Below are 16,883 nucleotides of genomic sequence, written 5' to 3' on the forward strand. Positions count from 1 at the left end.
TTGTAATACGTAAAGTATCTAGTCTATTATAACCTATTCCAGAGGAGGAGCAAAGACGACGGGCAGCCAGACGATAAAGGTACTGCCTTCCCCTCTTCGGGTAACAACCTCGACAGAGCCCTTGTGCTCATCAATAATCCATTTGGCTATGGATAAGCCAAGGCCAGTCCCGCTCGTCACGCCTCTGGACTGGTCCGCTCGATAGAAACGCTCGAATATAAACGGAACCTCATCCTTATCCATACCGATCCCCGTATCCGAAATTCGCAGACCGACCTGGCCCTTGTACAGGACGACATCCAGGCTAACTTCACCCTCCGGCGTATACTTGAACGCATTCTCGATAAAGATGAACAGCATCTGCTGTAAGTAGTCCTTATTTCCTTCTACATAAACACCGTTCAAGACAGACAGCTCTCCGACATGCCACTCAGCGGTTTTCTCCAGGAAATGAGCGCGCCGTGCGACCTCTTCAACCAAAGGCTGCAGAGGGACCGGATCCAGTTTAAAGGTCTGGCCAGTATCGGCACGTGCCAGAGACAGCATATCGTTCACCAGTCTGCTCATCCGCTTCGCTTCATCAGATATATCTCCCACCGCTTCGACCGAGATTTGCTTAATCGTATCTTCGTCCATATTCGCTCTCTCGCCAGGGGCTTCCGTCCACATCTTCTGGAGAAGATCCACATTCCCCCGGATGGTGGTCAGCGGCGTTCGGAGTTCATGGGAAGCATCCGATACAAATCGGCGCTGCGCCGCATAGGCATCTTCAAGCTCTTTGTAAAAGCCCTCCGTCCTCTCAAGCATCCCGTTAAACGTGCCGATCAACTGACCAATCTCGTCTTCCGGCCCATCGTATTCGATTCGTACGCTGAGGTCAGTCCCTTTCTGGATCTGCTCCGCAGCCTCCGTGACCTTGCCGATAGGTTTCATGGATTTCCGGGCGAGGAACAAGCCTAATGTTGAAGCAATGACAAGTGTTGCTGCGGATCCCATGATGAGGATGGATTGGAGTCGATCCAGGGTTTGCTCGATGGTTCGGGTACTTACTCCGATCTGAAGCCATCCGAATAATTTCCTTGAGTTCGTTTCAACGACCGGGGATTCGTATACAATGAAGGATGCCCCATTAAAAGAAAACCGTTTAAACTCTCCGGGTTTGGTCATACTTAATGCTCTGTCTACAGTCGGATTTTCAAATTGCAAACCACTGAACTCCATATTCCCAGATCTCCAGATGGACCCATTATAGAAAGTATACAGCTGAACGTATAAATCAGCTGCCTCCATATTAAGCGCGGAGGAACGATCCGGTAGAAGTGCAACAGACGAAGATGTGTAACCAATCTTATTTGCTTCCTGTACTAATCGCTGCTTTAACTCCTCATACGTATACAAATGGACAAAGCCATACACCGCCGAGCTAAAAATCAGCAGTGTCACAAACAAAATGCCGGTATACCATGCTGTCAGTCTTAACCGAATGGACATGCTAGTTATCTCCTCTTAAAATATAGCCGGCTCCGCGGATCGTCTGGATCAGCCGTTTACCTCCATGTTCCTCGGTCTTCTGCCGGAGCATGGCGATATAAACCTCCAGCACGTTGGACTCCCCGCTGTAATCATAGCCCCATATTTTATCCATTATTAAATCGCGGGACAGCACCCGCTTCGGATTTTGCATAAACAGGTGCAGGAGCTCAAATTCCTTGGCGGTTAGCTCCAGTCGCTGCCCGCTGCGAATAACTTCCCTTGCATCGGTATCCATCACAAGATCCTCGTAAGTCAGTCGGTGATTAGAGCTATCGTCCCCGGTTTTACGGCGCAGCAAAGCCCGTACGCGGGCAAGCAGCTCCTCCAGCGCGAAAGGTTTGACCAGATAATCATCTGCTCCGGTATCCAGTCCCTTCACCCGATTCTCCACTTCATCCTTCGCGGTCAGCATCAGCACTGGTGTCGTGCTTCCGCCTTCCCGGAGTCTGCGCAACGCTTCAAATCCATCGACTTGAGGCATCATCACATCCAGAACGACAACGTCCGGGTCCTCACTCAATATCACCTTCAAACCTTCCGCTCCGTTGGATGCGGTTAGGACGTCATAGCCCTCAAACGCAAGTCCCCTGCGCAGCATGGAAATAATCTTCTCATCATCATCTACAATTAATATCCGGGATCGCATAGCGGCATCTCCTCTATCTTCTAGCGTTTAATTTAGTTCGACGTTACAATCCCATTATATCGGTCGCCTCAAGGACAAGACAAGCGGAAGGGAACGGTCCCTTCCGCTTGTTGTCACACCTATCCAGGGTTACGGTTGCTGTTGTTGCTGTTGGGATAGATCAAACTTATTACGGTCCCCAATCGTCAACGGCAAATCAATGTTCTTACCGTTGCGAACCACATTCAGTGTGATTTTGTCTCCAACCTTCTTCGATTGTATGAACTCAATCAGATCCTTCGAGGTCGGATATTTTGTTCCGTCCACGCCCACAATGATGTCATATTGACGCAGGTCCGCTTCATAAGCCGGCGAACGGAATACAACGCTGTCAACATAAGAACCTTCCTTCACGTCGGTTCCCAAAGACTGGGCAATTTGCGGAGTGACCGTTCCCAGGCTTGCCCCGATAAACGGAATCGGCTCTTTCGGAACTTCCTGATTATTCTTCAGGTATTCCACAACTTCCTTGATCGTGCTGGACGGAATTGCAAATCCGATCCCTTGCGCTTCGGCGCTGACGGCTACGTTCATCCCGATAACCTCGCCCTTCAGATTGAGAAGCGGTCCGCCGGAGTTACCCGGATTAATCGAAGCATCGGTTTGCAGAAGATGCTCATAATTCCGCTCAGCTTCGCCGTTCGTTCCTTGAATATCAATCTCGCGTTCCTTCGAGCTAAGTACGCCTGCGGTTACCGTATGCTCAAAACCATGCGGGTTACCGATGGCAACAAGCCATTCACCGACCTTCAGCGAATTGGAGTCGCCCAGCTGCACCGTTGGGAAGTCGGCCCCTTCGATTTTTAGCACGGCCAAGTCGAGCTCATAGCTGGAACCGAGCAGCTTCGCTTCATAAGGCTTTTTGGTACCCTGTACCGTTACTTGGATCACATCTGAGCCATGGATCACATGCTCATTCGTCAAAATGTATCCGGACTTCTCAAAGATGAAACCCGAGCCGATGCCGGAAGGCTGAAGCTGGGATTCCTGACCTCCGTTGTTGCTGCTTCCACCGTTTCCACTGTTTCCGCCATTTCCTTCCTGGCTCGATTGGCCGCCGCCGAAGAAGTACCAGAACGGATCATTCATATTCGGATTCGTGCTCTGGCGATTGCTGCTGTTTACAAGCGTCTCGATCAGTACAACGGCAGGACTCGCCTGATCTACGACTGCCGATACATCTCCTTGGCCCGAAGGAATAATACTCGATGCCGTAGTAGCTCCGCCGTTATCATCGACTTTGGCTGAAGTTTCTTGAGCTGGCTCCGATGAGTACGCCGCATCAGGTGTAAACAGATTCGTGCGGTCAGCGGCAAACATCAGGCTCGAAATGACAAGGACACCTGCCATGAAGGACAACAGCACCGTCTTCACGGAATTTTTAGGCTTCTGGCTGTAGTTCCATTCTTTATTTCTTTGCATCGAATCCATAGACCCGCCGCCCCCCTGGCTTCCGGAGGAATGTGACTGCGAGAAACCGGAGGATGGAATCGGTTTGACAGGCTGCGGAGCGGTAACTTCTACTTCCTTCGATTCCCGGCTCTGGTATGGCCGCTCTGGCTGCTGATCATCACGTTCGCTGGGTATGGACTGAAACGGTCCGTAAGAATAGTAATAAGACGAATTCTTCGTGGATGCTTCCTCACGTCTCGGTGCTTCATTGTTATTCGACTCGTTGTTCATTCCCTCATCATCCGGATACCCGTAGCGCTTTCTTTGGTCGTCCATAGGTCTACCTCCTATTTAAAATCACTTGCTTCCAAGTGGTTTAATTGATTAACTGTTCTTATTGTGTACTATAAACCTTAATAGTACCTTAAAAACAATTAAAAGGCAGATAAAAAGAAAGCCAAAGCCGCGTCAAGGGAATCTGATCCGAGTGGAGTCGCTACATTTTGACCCATCCCTTACGGTGGGCGTAAATCGCCAACTGTGTGCGGTCTTCCAGCTCACACTTCATCAGCAGATTGCTGACATGGGTTTTGACCGTTTTAATGCTGATATGCAGCTCTTCGCCGATATCTTTGTTGCTCTTGCCTTCGGCAATGAGCAGCAAAACTTCCTTCTCGCGCTCGGTAAGCCCGGAATCATCGCCGTTCACCATATGTCGGCGGATCCCGCGGGTGAGTGCTTCCGACACGTCTTTGGTCATGACCGGCATACCCCTAAACGCTCCCTGAAGAGCGTAGATGAGCTCGTCGGCCGAAACGGTCTTCAATACATAACTAACAGCCCCCGCTTCGATGCACTCAACCACAAGCTCGTCTTCGAGAAAGCTGGTCAGAATCACGATCTTCTGGTCCGGGAACTCGGACATGACCGCACGTGTGGTCTCTGCCCCGTTCATCACCGGCATCATCAGATCCATAAGAATGAGATCAGGCCGGTCTGCCTCATCCCCATTTCTTAACATATCAACGACCTCTTGGCCGTTTGCGGCCTCTCCGATCACTTCAAATCCCGGGTCCAGTGACAAATACGTTTTTAATCCCATCCGAACCATATCATGATCATCCGCCAGCAATATCCGAATCGTTCCCATAATGATGTTGTCCCCTCTCTATTCCACTGGCTCAGCCAGTACTTCCTGATCCTTGCTCTCTTCCGTAGTCGGTCCCTGATTACCCTCGGCCTCAAACAGCGGAATATTCACGCGAACTGTTGTCCCTGCACCCTTTTTACTTATAATATCGACCTGTCCACCAAGCTTTTCGGCTCGCTCACGCATCGTGGACAGCCCGTATGAACCCTGCTTGCCTGCCACCTCGTCAAACCCAATTCCGTCGTCGCTAATGCTTAAAATAACGCGTTTCTGATCCTCACGAAGCGACATGCTGACAAGGCTTGCACCGGCATGTTTTACAATATTAGCTACTGCTTCCTGTATAATCAGGAACAGCTGATGCTCAATTGCATCCGACACTCCGCCGTAAAGTTCAACATCCTTCATGCCCTTTAGGCCATTTTGGCGACAGTAATCCGGGAACCACCGTTCGAGTGCCTCCTCTAGGGTTCTTCCTTCCAGTTCAACAGGCCGAAGCTGTGCAATTAGCGCACGCATCTGCTTCTGCGCCACGTGAGACATCTCAATCAACTGGCCAAGCACTTTATCGCCCTGCTCCGGGTTTCTCTTCAGAACCGCCGGAAGCGATGAAGCCGACATATGGATCGCGAACAGCTGCTGACTGACCGTATCATGCAGGTCCCGTGCCATCCGGCGTCGTTCCTCAAGCACCGCGGCTTCCGCAGCAATCTCTTTCTCAATGACATCCTGCTCACCCAGGCGCTGCAGCAGCTTCATCTTCTTCTCCAGCGCTTCTGTCATTCCGTTAAACTCATCGTATACTCTGGCAAAAGAGCCGTCTTCCATGGCTGGCAGTCGCACGTTCAGATTTCCTTTGGCAACCTGCAGCATGTTCAGATGAAGCAGGTCCAGCGGTCGCTGGATGCGCTGTCCCGCAATGTATCCCGCAATCCCCGTAAACAGAAGTACACCGACTGTGTAATACACCCACAGCCGGTTATCTTCAATATGTATGTAGCCGGATTGGTTTGCTGTATACAGGAAAACAGCAACCCCGGCTCCAATCAACAGAAAGTAAAACAGTATCACCCATTTGGTATTTTTCAATATTCCCATCATAACGGTTATCCTACCCTATTCACTTTGACATCACCGATAAATACGCTGACGGTGATTCGAATTTTCTTACCTGCTTCCCTATAATGCGGGCTTTCCAGACCGGCATTGCTCATAAAGCCGCTGCGGCTTTCCTCCAGCACCTTCATATCGCCGATGAAGGAGTTGGTCGTGACATGAATGCCGACATCCGAATCATTTGGAACGAATACTTTGACATCCCCGATAAACGCCGAGATGTTGATTTTCGTTTCACCGTAAGGGATTTGGGCTTTAGTCAGATCCAGCACCGTATCACCGATGAACTGCGAGATATTTGTCGGCTTCAGCTGAAAATAATCTTTCCCCATATGCACGTCCCCGATAAAAGAGGACTTGTTCACCGCATCATGGCTGTGCCAAGATTGGTGATGGTGTTGGTGGTGCTGTTCATCCTTATAATCCGATCCGTCGCTGTAGCTTTTGCCGTTATCGTCAAAATCAACATGAACTCTGAACCGGCTGCGATCTTGACGGTCCTGGCGCTGGCGTTCATGATGCTGTCCCTGCCAGCGGTACCCCTTGCCCGGCTCATGAAAATCCGGTGATTCTAGTTCAGGATCGGGCAGGATATTTCCAGTCTTGTCAGCCTTGTCTGGCTTGCCAAATCTCCGTTCGAATTCTTCATCCAGGGAAGAATCAAGCGGACGCGCTTCAGGCGGATCGGGAATGTTGTAATCGTCGCGCCGATGCGAGCTGAAGTCATCCGGACTTGGCGGTGATGGCGGCGGCGTATGAGGTTTCGGTTTAAAAATAACCTGCAATCCAAACCCAATCAGGATAATCGGAATCGCATACTTGATCAGATCGCCGAATGAGAAGTCAATCAAATCCAGGTTTCTTCCAAGAAAGTACGATCCGATTATGATTGGCACAACGGAGCCCCACAGTGCTCCTCCACGTGCATAAATTAAGCTTTGCAGGCCGAACCAGATGATGAATACTGGCCAAAAGGTCGAGAATATATAACCAAGATCCACATGTATCATATCGAGCTGATTTAGAAGAAACACCACACCAATACCGATGAGCAGCAAACCGTTGCTAAGCTGGCTCCATCCTTTTCTACTCATGGTCATCCCCTTGCCTTCCAGTTCTATTTTTTTCTTAACTACAGTGTACAACATATTGCATTGAACAGGTTAGCGGCGGTGGAATGAAGTTGATCTCGGTCTTGAGACTGAGTCCATGGATAAAAACGGGAATTATACCATAATAAAAGACCCCCGCTAAAGCGGAGGTCTTATTTGGCACGAACGGGCGCTGACATCTACACCTTAACGGTTTGCAGAATGGTCCCCTGGTGTGTTCAGTTCGCCAAACTCAGCGTCAAACTTCTCGTTCGGTTTTTTGTAGTTCTCCTGAACCTTGGAATTCCCTTTTGGATTGCTGGCTATGCTGGTATCTTCAGCAAACTCAGCGTTAAACTTTTCATTTGGTGTTTTAAAGTTTTCTTGTACCTTGTTCTTTTTAGCCACAGTATTCACCTCCCTGTTCATATGCAATACCATCATCCTCTTCAGGGGTTTAGCCCCCGAAAAGTAGTATGTGATGAACAGGTTGGCATTATTCTTAAATGTTTACTGCCAATCTACACGCCAAAATCATCCTAAATGGCTTCCTCCAAAACAGATGAAGGCAGGAAACGATAGGTTTCAATCGCGTTATCCAGGGTTCTCAGCATTTCTTCCGTGCATTTGCCGCTTCCGGTTTTAATAACCTGTACCTCGACGTCCTTCTTCCCCCACTCCTTAAACACTTGTTTGGTTGTGGAGAAGTAAAGATCGATTTTTTGCCCTTTGATCGCAGAACCGATATCCGCTACGATTCCATAGCCATAGCCCGGTATATAGAGAATACTGCCAAGCGGGAATACATTCGGATCCGCGGCAATCGTAGATACCATATTTCGATCCCGCTTAACCTTCACCCCGGAGTAGGTGATTCCATATTGAGGATGTCCCGGCTTCTTTCCGGTCGATTCATAACCTGCCGTATACCCTGTAGCGGTTACCTTCACCGTATGCAGCACCTGGTCCTCCCTCGGCGCAAGCACAGGCATGGATTCGCGTTTCTTCCCAGGCTTGCTGGCCTTAGGCCCCGTATTCGGAACTTCCAAGTATCTATTCATATCGCTAAAACCTGCTACACGAAGCGCATAGAAGCGAGACATTTCCACGTAATCGGAGCCTTGAATTTCCCCGGCTGGATCATACACATTTCTGAAGTCTGTTGAATCATAGGATTCGCTTAGAATCAGATTGTATGCTTCTACCATTGAAGAACCTGCACTAAACAAGACGGCTGATAAAATAAAACCAGCAAAAAACCTCTGCCACTTTTTCCATTGGATCATGTGAATACCTCCCCCTTACTAGCGAGGGTTCCCACTTCCCGAATAGAATATACGTGATGGCAGAGGTCTGCAGTCCCATCGTTACTTAAGCTTTATAGAGGTTGTTCAAAAAGTCCGCTTTTGATAAGAAAACCTCTATCGAGGCCACTTCAAGGATGAGCGACCGCGATGCATAGGTAGGTTTTCTTGCGATATAGAATTTCATCAGTTCCACTGATAACTCATAAATTCTATATCTAACACGAAGCGAATCAGGAAGCAGCTCGGCATCGAATCTTGAATTCAGCCGGGCCTTCCGGTGCTCACGTACCCAAAACGTACGCTCCGCTCCTCACTCCCTAGCTTCATCCAACTGAAGCGTTTTGAAAAAACGCACATCGGAAGCATAAGCTTCGGTGCTGAAAATCGACCTTTTTGAGCATGCACTTATAGCTAAACTTAAACGACGTGGGTGTTAATTTCTTCACGAAGCTTGAGGATGATCTCGTCCAGCGGCTGGGCACCGATGTCCCCTTCGCCGCGTTTGCGAATGGAAACCGCACCCGCGTTTTTCTCGTTCTCGCCAACGATGAACATGTAAGGAATCTTCTCGAGCTGGGCTTCCCGAATCTTGTAGCCCATCTTCTCGTTGCGAAGATCCGACTCGACAGAGATACCGGCGAATTGAAGCTTCTCGGCCACTTCCTTGGCATAGTCTTCAAAGGCATTGGAAACCGGAATGACTTTAACCTGTACCGGTGACAGCCACAGCGGCAGCGCTCCTGCAAAATTCTCAAGCAAGAAAGCAGTAAAGCGCTCCATCGTGCCCAGAATACCGCGGTGGATAACGACCGGACGATGCTTCTGGCCATCGTCGCCGACGTATTCCAGCTCAAAGCGCTCAGGCAGCAGGAAGTCGAGCTGAACGGTTGACAGCGTCTCTTCCTTGCCTAGAGCCGTACGAATCTGAACGTCGAGCTTCGGACCGTAGAAGGCAGCTTCGCCTTCGGCCTCATAGAACGGCATGTCCAGGCTCTCGACGACTTCGCGCAGCATACGCTGGGACATTTCCCACATTTCATCGTTCTGGAAGTACTTCTCGGTATCCTGCGGATCCCGGTAAGAAAGGCGGAAGCGATAGTCATGGATGCCAAAGTCCTTGTAGACGGTCATGATCAGCTGAATAACTCGTGCAAACTCTTCCTTAATCTGATCCGGACGGCAGAAAATATGCGAGTCGTTCAACGTCATTGCGCGCACGCGATGCAAGCCTGTCAGTGCACCGGACATTTCATAACGGTGCTGCATGCCAAGCTCAGCAATACGGATCGGCAGATCCCGGTAGCTGTGCATATCGCTCTTATATACCATCATATGGTGAGGACAGTTCATCGGACGAAGGACAAGCTCCTCGTTGTCCATCTCCATTTTCGGAAACATATCTTCCTGATAGTGCTCCCAGTGACCGGACGTTTTGTACAGCTCCACGTTTCCGAGGACAGGCGTGTACACGTGCTGGTAACCAAGGCGCTCCTCCATGTCCACGATATAACGCTCCAGGGTACGGCGCAATTTCGCGCCGTTTGGCAGCCAGATCGGCAGGCCTTGTCCAACGAGCTGCGAGAACGTAAACATTTGCAATTCCTTGCCCAGCTTACGATGATCGCGCTTCTTGGCTTCCTCAAGCAGGTGAAGATGCTCATCGAGCTGCGCTTTTTTCACGAACGCCGTACCGTAAACGCGCTGAAGCATTTTGTTCTTGCTGTCGCCGCGCCAGTATGCACCTGCCACATTCATGAGCTTGAATACTTTGATCTTGCCGGTAGAAGGGACGTGCGGTCCACGACAGAGATCAAAGAATTCGCCTTGCTCATAGATCGTGATAACGCTATCCTCAGGCAGGGCATTAATTAGTTCCAGCTTGTAAGGATCCCCAAGCTCACCAAAGATGCGCAACGCTTCCGCACGGCTCACTTCCTTGCGGACAATCGGAAGATTCTCGCCGATAATGCGTTCCATTTCCTTCTCGATCTTCTGCAGGTCCTCCGGATTCAAAGGCTCTTCCAGATCCATATCATAGTAGAAGCCGTCCTCAATGACCGGACCCACGCCCAGCTTTACTTCTTTCGCTCCATACAAACGCTTGGTTGCCTGAGCCAGCAAATGCGCTGTACTGTGGCGCATCACTTCAAGCCCTTCAGGCGTATCCTGGGTTACGATCTCGATCAAAGCTCCGTCCTGAAGCGGCGTCGAGAGATCCACAACGATCCCGTCCATTTTTCCCGCGACCGCATTCTTTCTAAGTCCGCTGCTGATCGACGCAGCCACATCCTCAATACTGCTGCCCGCCTCATACTCCCGTACGGAGCCGTCAGGCAATTTAATGCTAATAGCCACCTTGTATTCCTCCCAAGAAAAAAGAATTTCACGTTTCTTCCATATATGAAGGACGCGTTAGTCTCCCCGCGAACTCCAGGCATGGACCGCTCGGTACCGCCTGGACTTCAACGAAAGATACCGGAACATGCAAAAAACACCCGTCCCGCGAAGGGACGAGTGTTATACCCGTGGTTCCACCCTAATTCGATCTCTCCCTCAGCTTATGTACCGGGTACATAATTGATTAAGATCCTTCATCAGCATTGAGTAACGGTCATGAACCGGTGAAGCCTACTCATCCGCATTCATCATGATGTGCGGGTTCGACGACACAGCTACAAAGGGGTAAATCAATGGCGAACCGGAGGAAATTGCAGCCGAGGTTCCTCTCTCTGAGCGGTCAAATCCGGATTGATTCATGTCTTTGTCAGAGCTTTTACGTGAATTTATCAGTAATTATAATCCTCACCGCTTCGGTGCGTCAAGTCATCATTCGTCCGCTTCCGAGAAGCGCACTGCATTCCGGACAACTGCAACATACTTCGGCGCGGTTATCAAAGATGTGGGCCAATGTCACAATGACGGGAAGCTCAGGCTGTCTCGTGTGGATAATCATGCGGGCCGGAGATACCGAAATCAGCGTACTGACCACCATATCTTCAATCTCCATATCCTGGTCCAGCCTTTCCATAACGAGTCCTTCATCTCGAGGACGTTCAATCGGGCGAAGATTGCCATCCAGCAGCAGAAAATCTTCCTCCCCCTTATGAATGACGTGTACCAGCGGCATTTTGGGCTCCTGAAAATAAACAAAATATTTCAGCAGGCTGACGAACTCCTCGTACTGCTGATCAAGCATAAATTCATCCACTGCATACTCCGCCATCTCGCGGAGCTCCTGTTCGTAGGACTGAAGCCGGAAGGTCATAAATCCATCCAGGTTAAGCTCAGGTGCCTCGTTCAGGCACTGATATATGCCTTCAGACAGCTTGCGTCTGCGGCTCTGCCAGAAGTCCCCGGACGGGCCTTCCTCTTTTTGCAGGAGCATCAAAAACCACTGCAGAATCCGCCCTGCTTCTTCCTCATCATCAAACTCGAATTCCGAGAACATTAACCGTGCAGCAATCTCCTGCTCCTTCGCTTCCAAAATATAAGCAGTGACTGCTTCGGCAGTGAGCCGGCGCAGCGTGTCGGCCGATGCGGTCCATGAGGACAGCGGAAGCTTGCCGGAGCACGTCCAAATCACGCGGTCATCCGAAGCGCTGAACGTGAATTTCAGCTGCTTGCATTGTTTATGTAGCTCTTTCTGCTTGTGTGACAATATACGGTGAAACGCCTTTTTCTCGTCTTCCGTCCGTGTACCGACAGAAATGCTGAACAGTTCCATGGAATCACTCCTTTCGAGTTCCCTTTTCAGTATATGGGGACCCGCTCGGGGATATACGGAACTCCTGCTTGGAAAAACAAGCAAGTCCGAAAGAATATTTAATAAATGGCGCGCTGCTCGGAAGGTTATACTTTCAGATAATAAAAAAAGCGGACCGAGTTGCTCGGCCCGCCTTGCGGATCTTCATGAAGTATAGGATTAGTTCTGCATGACGAAGTCGCGCTCAACAGTGCTGTTATCTTCGAACACGCGCAGAATATCATACCGGGTGTTGCGTTGAGCCGGAATGTTGCCGGTCTCACGGATCAATTGAATAATCGATTCAATATTGACCTTATACACGGCTCCTGCGGAAGAAACCACGTTCTCCTCCATCATCGTGCTGCCAAAGTCATTACAGCCATAGCTGAGTGACAGCTTGCCGATCTCAGGTCCCATCGTTACCCAGGACGACTGCAAATTCGGAACGTTATCGATTGCCAAGCGACCGATGGCCACCGTCTTTAAGTACGCCTCCGGCGTTTCACGCTCACGCTTAAGGTTCGTGTTGTCCGGCTGGAACGTAAATGGAATGAAGGCCAGGAAGCCTTTGGAATCATAACCGTTCTGAATGCATTCATCCTGCGCATCACGCACGCGAAGCATATGTAGAGCACGCTCTTCCATCGTTTCTCCCAGGCCGATCACCATAGTAGCCGTCGTGTTCATGCCGACTTTATGGGCCGTTTGCATGACATCCATCCACTGGCGCCATGTGCCTTTCAGACGGCTGACTTTTTTGCGGATACGATCATCCAAAATCTCTGCACCGCCACCAGGCAATGAGTCCAGACCCGCGCTGTGAAGCTCGCGCATCACCTCTTCGAGCGTAAGCCCGGAGATCTCCACCATCTTCATAATTTCCGCCGGGGAGAAGGAATGCATCGTAATGTTAGGAAACCGCTTCTTAATATTGCGAAGCAGATCCGTATAATAATTGAAAGGCAAATCCGGATTGACTCCGCCCTGCATCAGAATTTCAGTACCGTTCACATCCTCGGTTTCCTGAATCTTCTGGAAGATCGTCTCATCGGGCAGAACGTAGCCCTCAGAAGAGCCCGGTCTGCGATAAAAAGCACAGAAACGGCAGAATACATCACATATGTTCGTGTAATTGATATTCCGGCCGATAACAAATGTCGTGATAGGATCCGGATGCAGACGCTTTGTCATCACATCCGCCGCATGACCCATTTTCTCAATCTCATCACTTTCAAAAAGCGTCACGGTATCTTCGAGGTTTAAACGCTCACCGCGTAAAGCTTTATCCAATATACGGTTTACCGCACTCATTCTTGCAGCCTCCCTACTTAGAGCAAAATAACAAACACCAGTAAAACTTTTTCTATCTCATCCTACCACAATCCGGCATTAAAAACGACATCCTGTCCGTGACAGGATGCCGAATTCTATGATTTGGCAAATCTTCAAATGATGTCCCTAACTTCATGCAAATCTTTAGTAACTTGCAGCAAAAGCCCGATCCAGATCAGCAATCAGATCGTCCACATCCTCGAGTCCGACCGAGAAACGGAGCAAACCATCCGTAATTCCACGTTCATGCCGAACCTTCTCGCCCATAGCTGCATGGGACATCATCGTCGGGTAAGACAAGATGCTCTCCACAGCTCCCAGGCTGACCGCTACCAGCGGCAGCTTCACATGGTTCAGCACCTGCTTGGCACGCTCGCCTGAGCCGACGTCAAAGGAGATGACCGCGCCATAACCGCTTGATTGCTTCTCATGGACCTCACGTCCCGGATGATTCAAGAGACCAGGGTAGTACACTTGCTCAATATCGCTTCTTCCTTGCAGCCAGGCCGCCAGCTTGGCTGCACTTTGCTCGGAGTGGGCCATACGTGTGCTGAGCGTCTTCATGCCGCGCATAAGGAGCCAGGAATCCTGGACCCCAAGCACCGTGCCCAAACCATTTTGCAGCTGTTTCAATTGGTCTCCAAGCTCCTGGGTTCTGGCTACCGCGAGACCTGCCAGCACATCGCTGTGTCCGCCAAGGAATTTGGTCGCGCTGTGAATAACGATATCCACGCCGAATTCAATCGGACGCTGGTAAAACGGCGTCATGAACGTATTATCCAGCAGGGTAAGCAGTCCATGCTCCTTCGCCCAATCCGTCACGGCACCAATGTCGGTAATTTTCAGAGTCGGGTTCGAAGGGGTCTCCATATAGACAGCTTTCGTATTCGGTTTGAGGGCAGCCTTCACCTGATCCAGATCGGTCATATCTACGAAGGTGCTCTCGATGCCCATACGACTTAAAATGCTGGTTAGCAGGCGGTAGGTTCCGCCGTACACATCCTCCGTCACGATCATATGATCGCCCGCGGAGAGCAGCATGAACGAGCTGGAGATCGCCGCCATACCGGAAGCATAAGCGAAACCGCGTACGCCTCCCTCCAAGAGGGCGATATATTCTTCCAGCGCCTGCCTCGTCGGATTGCCGGAACGACTGTAATCGTGCAGCGGCGGGTTAAAGATGTCCTCATGATGAAATGTTGAGGCTTGATAGATCGGAACGCTGGAAGCGCCGGTTGCCCGGTCGATTTCCCCGCCGAAATGCAATAGTTTCGTCTCGAAACGGAGTTCATCTTCTTCATGTCCCCGTTTTGCTGATAACTGCTTGGTTTGCGTTTCCAAGCCTGATGGACCTTTATCGATGCTCATTCTCCCGTGCTCCCTTCCACTTCAGCTATGGCTGCGCTCAGTGCAGCATCCAAATCCGCGATCAGATCATCCGCATGCTCGATTCCGACCGAGAACCGGAGCAAGCGGTCATCCACACCGATCGCTTCCCGAATCTCAAGCGGGATGTCCGCATGGGTCTGGACGGCAGGGTAGGTCATCAGAGATTCGACGCCCCCCAGGCTTTCTGCGAACGCAATCAGTTTAATGTGCCGCAGCACGGGCTCCACATAGCGGGCGTCCTTCACCTTGAAGGAGAAGATGCCGGTGTTGCCGCTGGATTGACGATTCTGGATGTCATGTCCCGGATGATCCGGCAGGGCAGGATAATACACCTCGCCAATCGCTGGGTGAGTTGTCAAAAATGTTGCCACTGCGGTTGCATTCGCTTCGTGCCGATCCATGCGCAGGGCAAGCGTCTTCATTCCTCTCATCAGCTGATAGGAATCGGTCGGGCTTAACACCGCGCCGATGGAATTATGAAGGAAAGCCATCTCTTCCGATAGTTCCTTGCCCTTCGTTACGATGATACCCGCCAGCACATCGTTATGTCCTCCCAAATACTTGGTGGCGCTATGTATGACAATATCCGCCCCAAGCTCGATAGGTCTTTGGAAATATGGTGTCAATAGCGTATTATCCACGATGCTGATCAGTTGATGGCGCCTTGCCCACGTACAGACGGCTTCGATATCCGTAATCATCATAAGCGGATTGGTCGGCGTTTCGATAAATACAGCCTTCGTGTTGGGTCTTCTTGCCCCTTCCAGCGCATCCAGGTCATTCGTATCCACATACGTAGCCGTTACGCCAAACTTGGACATAATCCGCTCCAGAAGCCTATAGGTCCCTCCATACAAATCCAGCGATACAATCAGATGATCCCCTTGACCGAACAAAGCAAAGATCGTCTGGAGGGCAGCCATGCCCGAGCTGCAGGCAAAGCCGGCATCACCGGATTCCAGCTCGGCGCAGGCGTCCTCCAGTACCGAACGGGTCGGATTTTTCGTACGGGTGTAATCAAACCCTGTGCTCTGGCCTAATTTGGGATGGCGGTATGCCGTAGCGTGATAAATCGGAAAATTCACGGCTCCGGTTACCGGTTCTTGCACCGACCCGATCTGTGCCAGCCGGCTCTCTATATTCAAAGGTTTCTTCTCCATCACAAACTCTCCTCCCGTATACTTCTATATTTGCGGACCAATATCGTATGGCGTTTCCTGATATACATAGTAATTGAGCCAATTAGTAAATAATAAGTTTGCATGCGCTCGCCATATGGACGGAGGCGTCCTTGTTGGATCATCATTCGGGTAATAGTTGCGCGGCAGCGCGATATCCATTCCTTTGGCAGCGTCCCGGTCATACTCCCACTTCAGAGAGTCCGCATCATACTCGGAATGTCCTGTGGCAAATATCTGCTTGCCATCCCGGCTTGAAACTAAATAAATTCCTGCTTCCTCGGACTCGGACAGGATGACCAGATCGTCAATACCTGTAATATCTTCGCGCCGAACTTCCGTATGACGAGAGTGCGGAACAAAGAACATTTCGTCAAAGCCGCGGAGCAGCTTGGTACACGCTTCATTGATCGTATGTGGAAATACGCCGAAGCATTTTTCCTCGAGGCTGTATTTCGGTACGCCGTAATGATAATAAAGCCCGGCTTGCGATGCCCAGCAAATATGGAGCGTGGAGGTCACATGCGTCTTGGTCCATTCAAAAATTTCAGTAAGCTCATTCCAGTAATTCACTTCTTCAAATTCCAACTGCTCGACTGGAGCTCCTGTAATGATCATGCCGTCAAAACGACGGTTCTTCACTTCTTCAAAGGTTTTGTAAAATGATTTCAGATGCTCAGCCGACGTATTCTTCGAAACGTGGGAACTCGGATGAAGAAGGACAACATCCACCTGGAGCGGGGAGTTACCGATCAATCGCAATAATTGGGTCTCCGTCGTTTCCTTGGTTGGCATCAAGTTCAGAATAGCTATCCGCAATGGGCGGATATCCTGATGAAATGCATGACTCTCATCCATGACAAAAATGTTTTCTCCAGCCAGAACTTCCTTTGCCGGCAAGGCATCCGGAATTTTAATCGGCATCGTGGCTCACTCCTTCGAAATATGAAATGATACATCCATAA

At 50.2% G+C, this 16,883-nt stretch carries 14 protein-coding genes; all 14 read right to left on the minus strand.

The window, feature by feature from the left end; translation table 11 throughout:
• Window positions 1-33 precede the first annotated feature (33 nt).
• On the minus strand, window positions 34-1,491 hold the full coding sequence (locus AB4124_RS03175; RefSeq protein ID WP_441971106.1) for a sensor histidine kinase: 1,458 nt from the start codon (window positions 1,489-1,491) through the stop codon (window positions 34-36).
• Window position 1,492: 1 nt separating this feature from the next.
• Window positions 1,493-2,179 (minus strand): response regulator transcription factor, encoded by a 687-nt coding sequence (locus AB4124_RS03180; RefSeq protein ID WP_213643504.1) that lies wholly within the window; start codon window positions 2,177-2,179, stop codon window positions 1,493-1,495.
• 129 nt (window positions 2,180-2,308) lie between these two features.
• Complete coding sequence (locus AB4124_RS03185) at window positions 2,309-3,946, minus strand: S1C family serine protease (protein ID WP_441971108.1); 1,638 nt, start codon at window positions 3,944-3,946, stop codon at window positions 2,309-2,311.
• A gap of 160 nt (window positions 3,947-4,106) precedes the next feature.
• On the minus strand, window positions 4,107-4,760 hold the full coding sequence (locus AB4124_RS03190; RefSeq protein ID WP_076324472.1) for a response regulator: 654 nt from the start codon (window positions 4,758-4,760) through the stop codon (window positions 4,107-4,109).
• Window positions 4,761-4,778: 18 nt separating this feature from the next.
• A complete protein-coding gene (locus AB4124_RS03195; protein WP_339267469.1) occupies window positions 4,779-5,861 on the minus strand; it encodes a sensor histidine kinase in 1,083 nt (360 codons plus the stop codon).
• Window positions 5,862-5,866: 5 nt separating this feature from the next.
• Window positions 5,867-6,976 carry a cell wall-active antibiotics response protein LiaF gene (gene liaF, locus AB4124_RS03200; protein WP_441971111.1) on the minus strand — a complete coding sequence of 370 codons (1,110 nt, stop codon included), beginning with the start codon at window positions 6,974-6,976 and terminating at the stop codon, window positions 5,867-5,869.
• A gap of 198 nt (window positions 6,977-7,174) precedes the next feature.
• Window positions 7,175-7,375 carry a hypothetical protein gene (locus AB4124_RS03205; protein ID WP_071222739.1) on the minus strand — a complete coding sequence of 67 codons (201 nt, stop codon included), beginning with the start codon at window positions 7,373-7,375 and terminating at the stop codon, window positions 7,175-7,177.
• Window positions 7,376-7,506: 131 nt separating this feature from the next.
• Window positions 7,507-8,028 (minus strand): 3D domain-containing protein, encoded by a 522-nt coding sequence (locus AB4124_RS03210; RefSeq protein WP_430186975.1) that lies wholly within the window; start codon window positions 8,026-8,028, stop codon window positions 7,507-7,509.
• A gap of 663 nt (window positions 8,029-8,691) precedes the next feature.
• Window positions 8,692-10,629, minus strand: coding sequence for a threonine--tRNA ligase (gene thrS / locus AB4124_RS03215; protein WP_441971113.1), 1,938 nt, complete (start codon window positions 10,627-10,629; stop codon window positions 8,692-8,694).
• Window positions 10,630-11,092: 463 nt separating this feature from the next.
• Window positions 11,093-11,998, minus strand: coding sequence for a putative sporulation protein YtxC (locus AB4124_RS03220; RefSeq protein WP_339267475.1), 906 nt, complete (start codon window positions 11,996-11,998; stop codon window positions 11,093-11,095).
• A gap of 198 nt (window positions 11,999-12,196) precedes the next feature.
• Window positions 12,197-13,330, minus strand: coding sequence for a cyclic dehypoxanthinyl futalosine synthase (gene mqnC, locus AB4124_RS03225; protein WP_339267477.1), 1,134 nt, complete (start codon window positions 13,328-13,330; stop codon window positions 12,197-12,199).
• A gap of 165 nt (window positions 13,331-13,495) precedes the next feature.
• Window positions 13,496-14,719 carry an aminotransferase class I/II-fold pyridoxal phosphate-dependent enzyme gene (locus AB4124_RS03230; protein ID WP_339267479.1) on the minus strand — a complete coding sequence of 408 codons (1,224 nt, stop codon included), beginning with the start codon at window positions 14,717-14,719 and terminating at the stop codon, window positions 13,496-13,498.
• The gene (locus AB4124_RS03235) at window positions 14,716-15,900 is read right to left on the minus strand and encodes a PLP-dependent transferase (RefSeq protein ID WP_441971116.1); all 1,185 of its coding nucleotides are present in this window, start codon (window positions 15,898-15,900) and stop codon (window positions 14,716-14,718) included. Before AB4124_RS03235 ends, AB4124_RS03230 begins: the two co-directional genes overlap by 4 nt.
• 24 nt (window positions 15,901-15,924) lie before the next feature.
• Window positions 15,925-16,842, minus strand: coding sequence for a homoserine O-acetyltransferase MetA (gene metA / locus AB4124_RS03240; RefSeq protein WP_098748553.1), 918 nt, complete (start codon window positions 16,840-16,842; stop codon window positions 15,925-15,927).
• Window positions 16,843-16,883: the final 41 nt, after the last annotated feature.

Origin of the sequence: Paenibacillus sp. 2KB_20, from assembly GCF_052115765.1 — a bacterium.
GTDB lineage: Bacteria > Bacillota > Bacilli > Paenibacillales > Paenibacillaceae > Paenibacillus_AQ.

Bases quoted from the DNA above. Each gene is read 5' to 3' on its own strand.
- AB4124_RS03175 (WP_441971106.1), bottom strand. From the start codon at position 1,491: ATGTCCATTCGGTTAAGACTGACAGCATGGTATACCGGCATTTTGTTT.
- AB4124_RS03180 (WP_213643504.1), bottom strand. From the start codon at position 2,179: ATGCGATCCCGGATATTAATTGTAGATGATGATGAGAAGATTATTTCC.
- AB4124_RS03185 (WP_441971108.1), bottom strand. From the start codon at position 3,946: ATGGACGACCAAAGAAAGCGCTACGGGTATCCGGATGATGAGGGAATG.
- AB4124_RS03190 (WP_076324472.1), bottom strand. From the start codon at position 4,760: ATGGGAACGATTCGGATATTGCTGGCGGATGATCATGATATGGTTCGG.
- AB4124_RS03195 (WP_339267469.1), bottom strand. From the start codon at position 5,861: ATGATGGGAATATTGAAAAATACCAAATGGGTGATACTGTTTTACTTT.
- liaF (WP_441971111.1), bottom strand. From the start codon at position 6,976: ATGACCATGAGTAGAAAAGGATGGAGCCAGCTTAGCAACGGTTTGCTG.
- AB4124_RS03210 (WP_430186975.1), bottom strand. From the start codon at position 8,028: ATGAATAGATACTTGGAAGTTCCGAATACGGGGCCTAAGGCCAGCAAG.
- AB4124_RS03220 (WP_339267475.1), bottom strand. From the start codon at position 11,998: ATGGAACTGTTCAGCATTTCTGTCGGTACACGGACGGAAGACGAGAAA.
- mqnC (WP_339267477.1), bottom strand. From the start codon at position 13,330: ATGAGTGCGGTAAACCGTATATTGGATAAAGCTTTACGCGGTGAGCGT.
- AB4124_RS03230 (WP_339267479.1), bottom strand. From the start codon at position 14,719: ATGAGCATCGATAAAGGTCCATCAGGCTTGGAAACGCAAACCAAGCAG.
- AB4124_RS03235 (WP_441971116.1), bottom strand. From the start codon at position 15,900: ATGGAGAAGAAACCTTTGAATATAGAGAGCCGGCTGGCACAGATCGGG.
- metA (WP_098748553.1), bottom strand. From the start codon at position 16,842: ATGCCGATTAAAATTCCGGATGCCTTGCCGGCAAAGGAAGTTCTGGCT.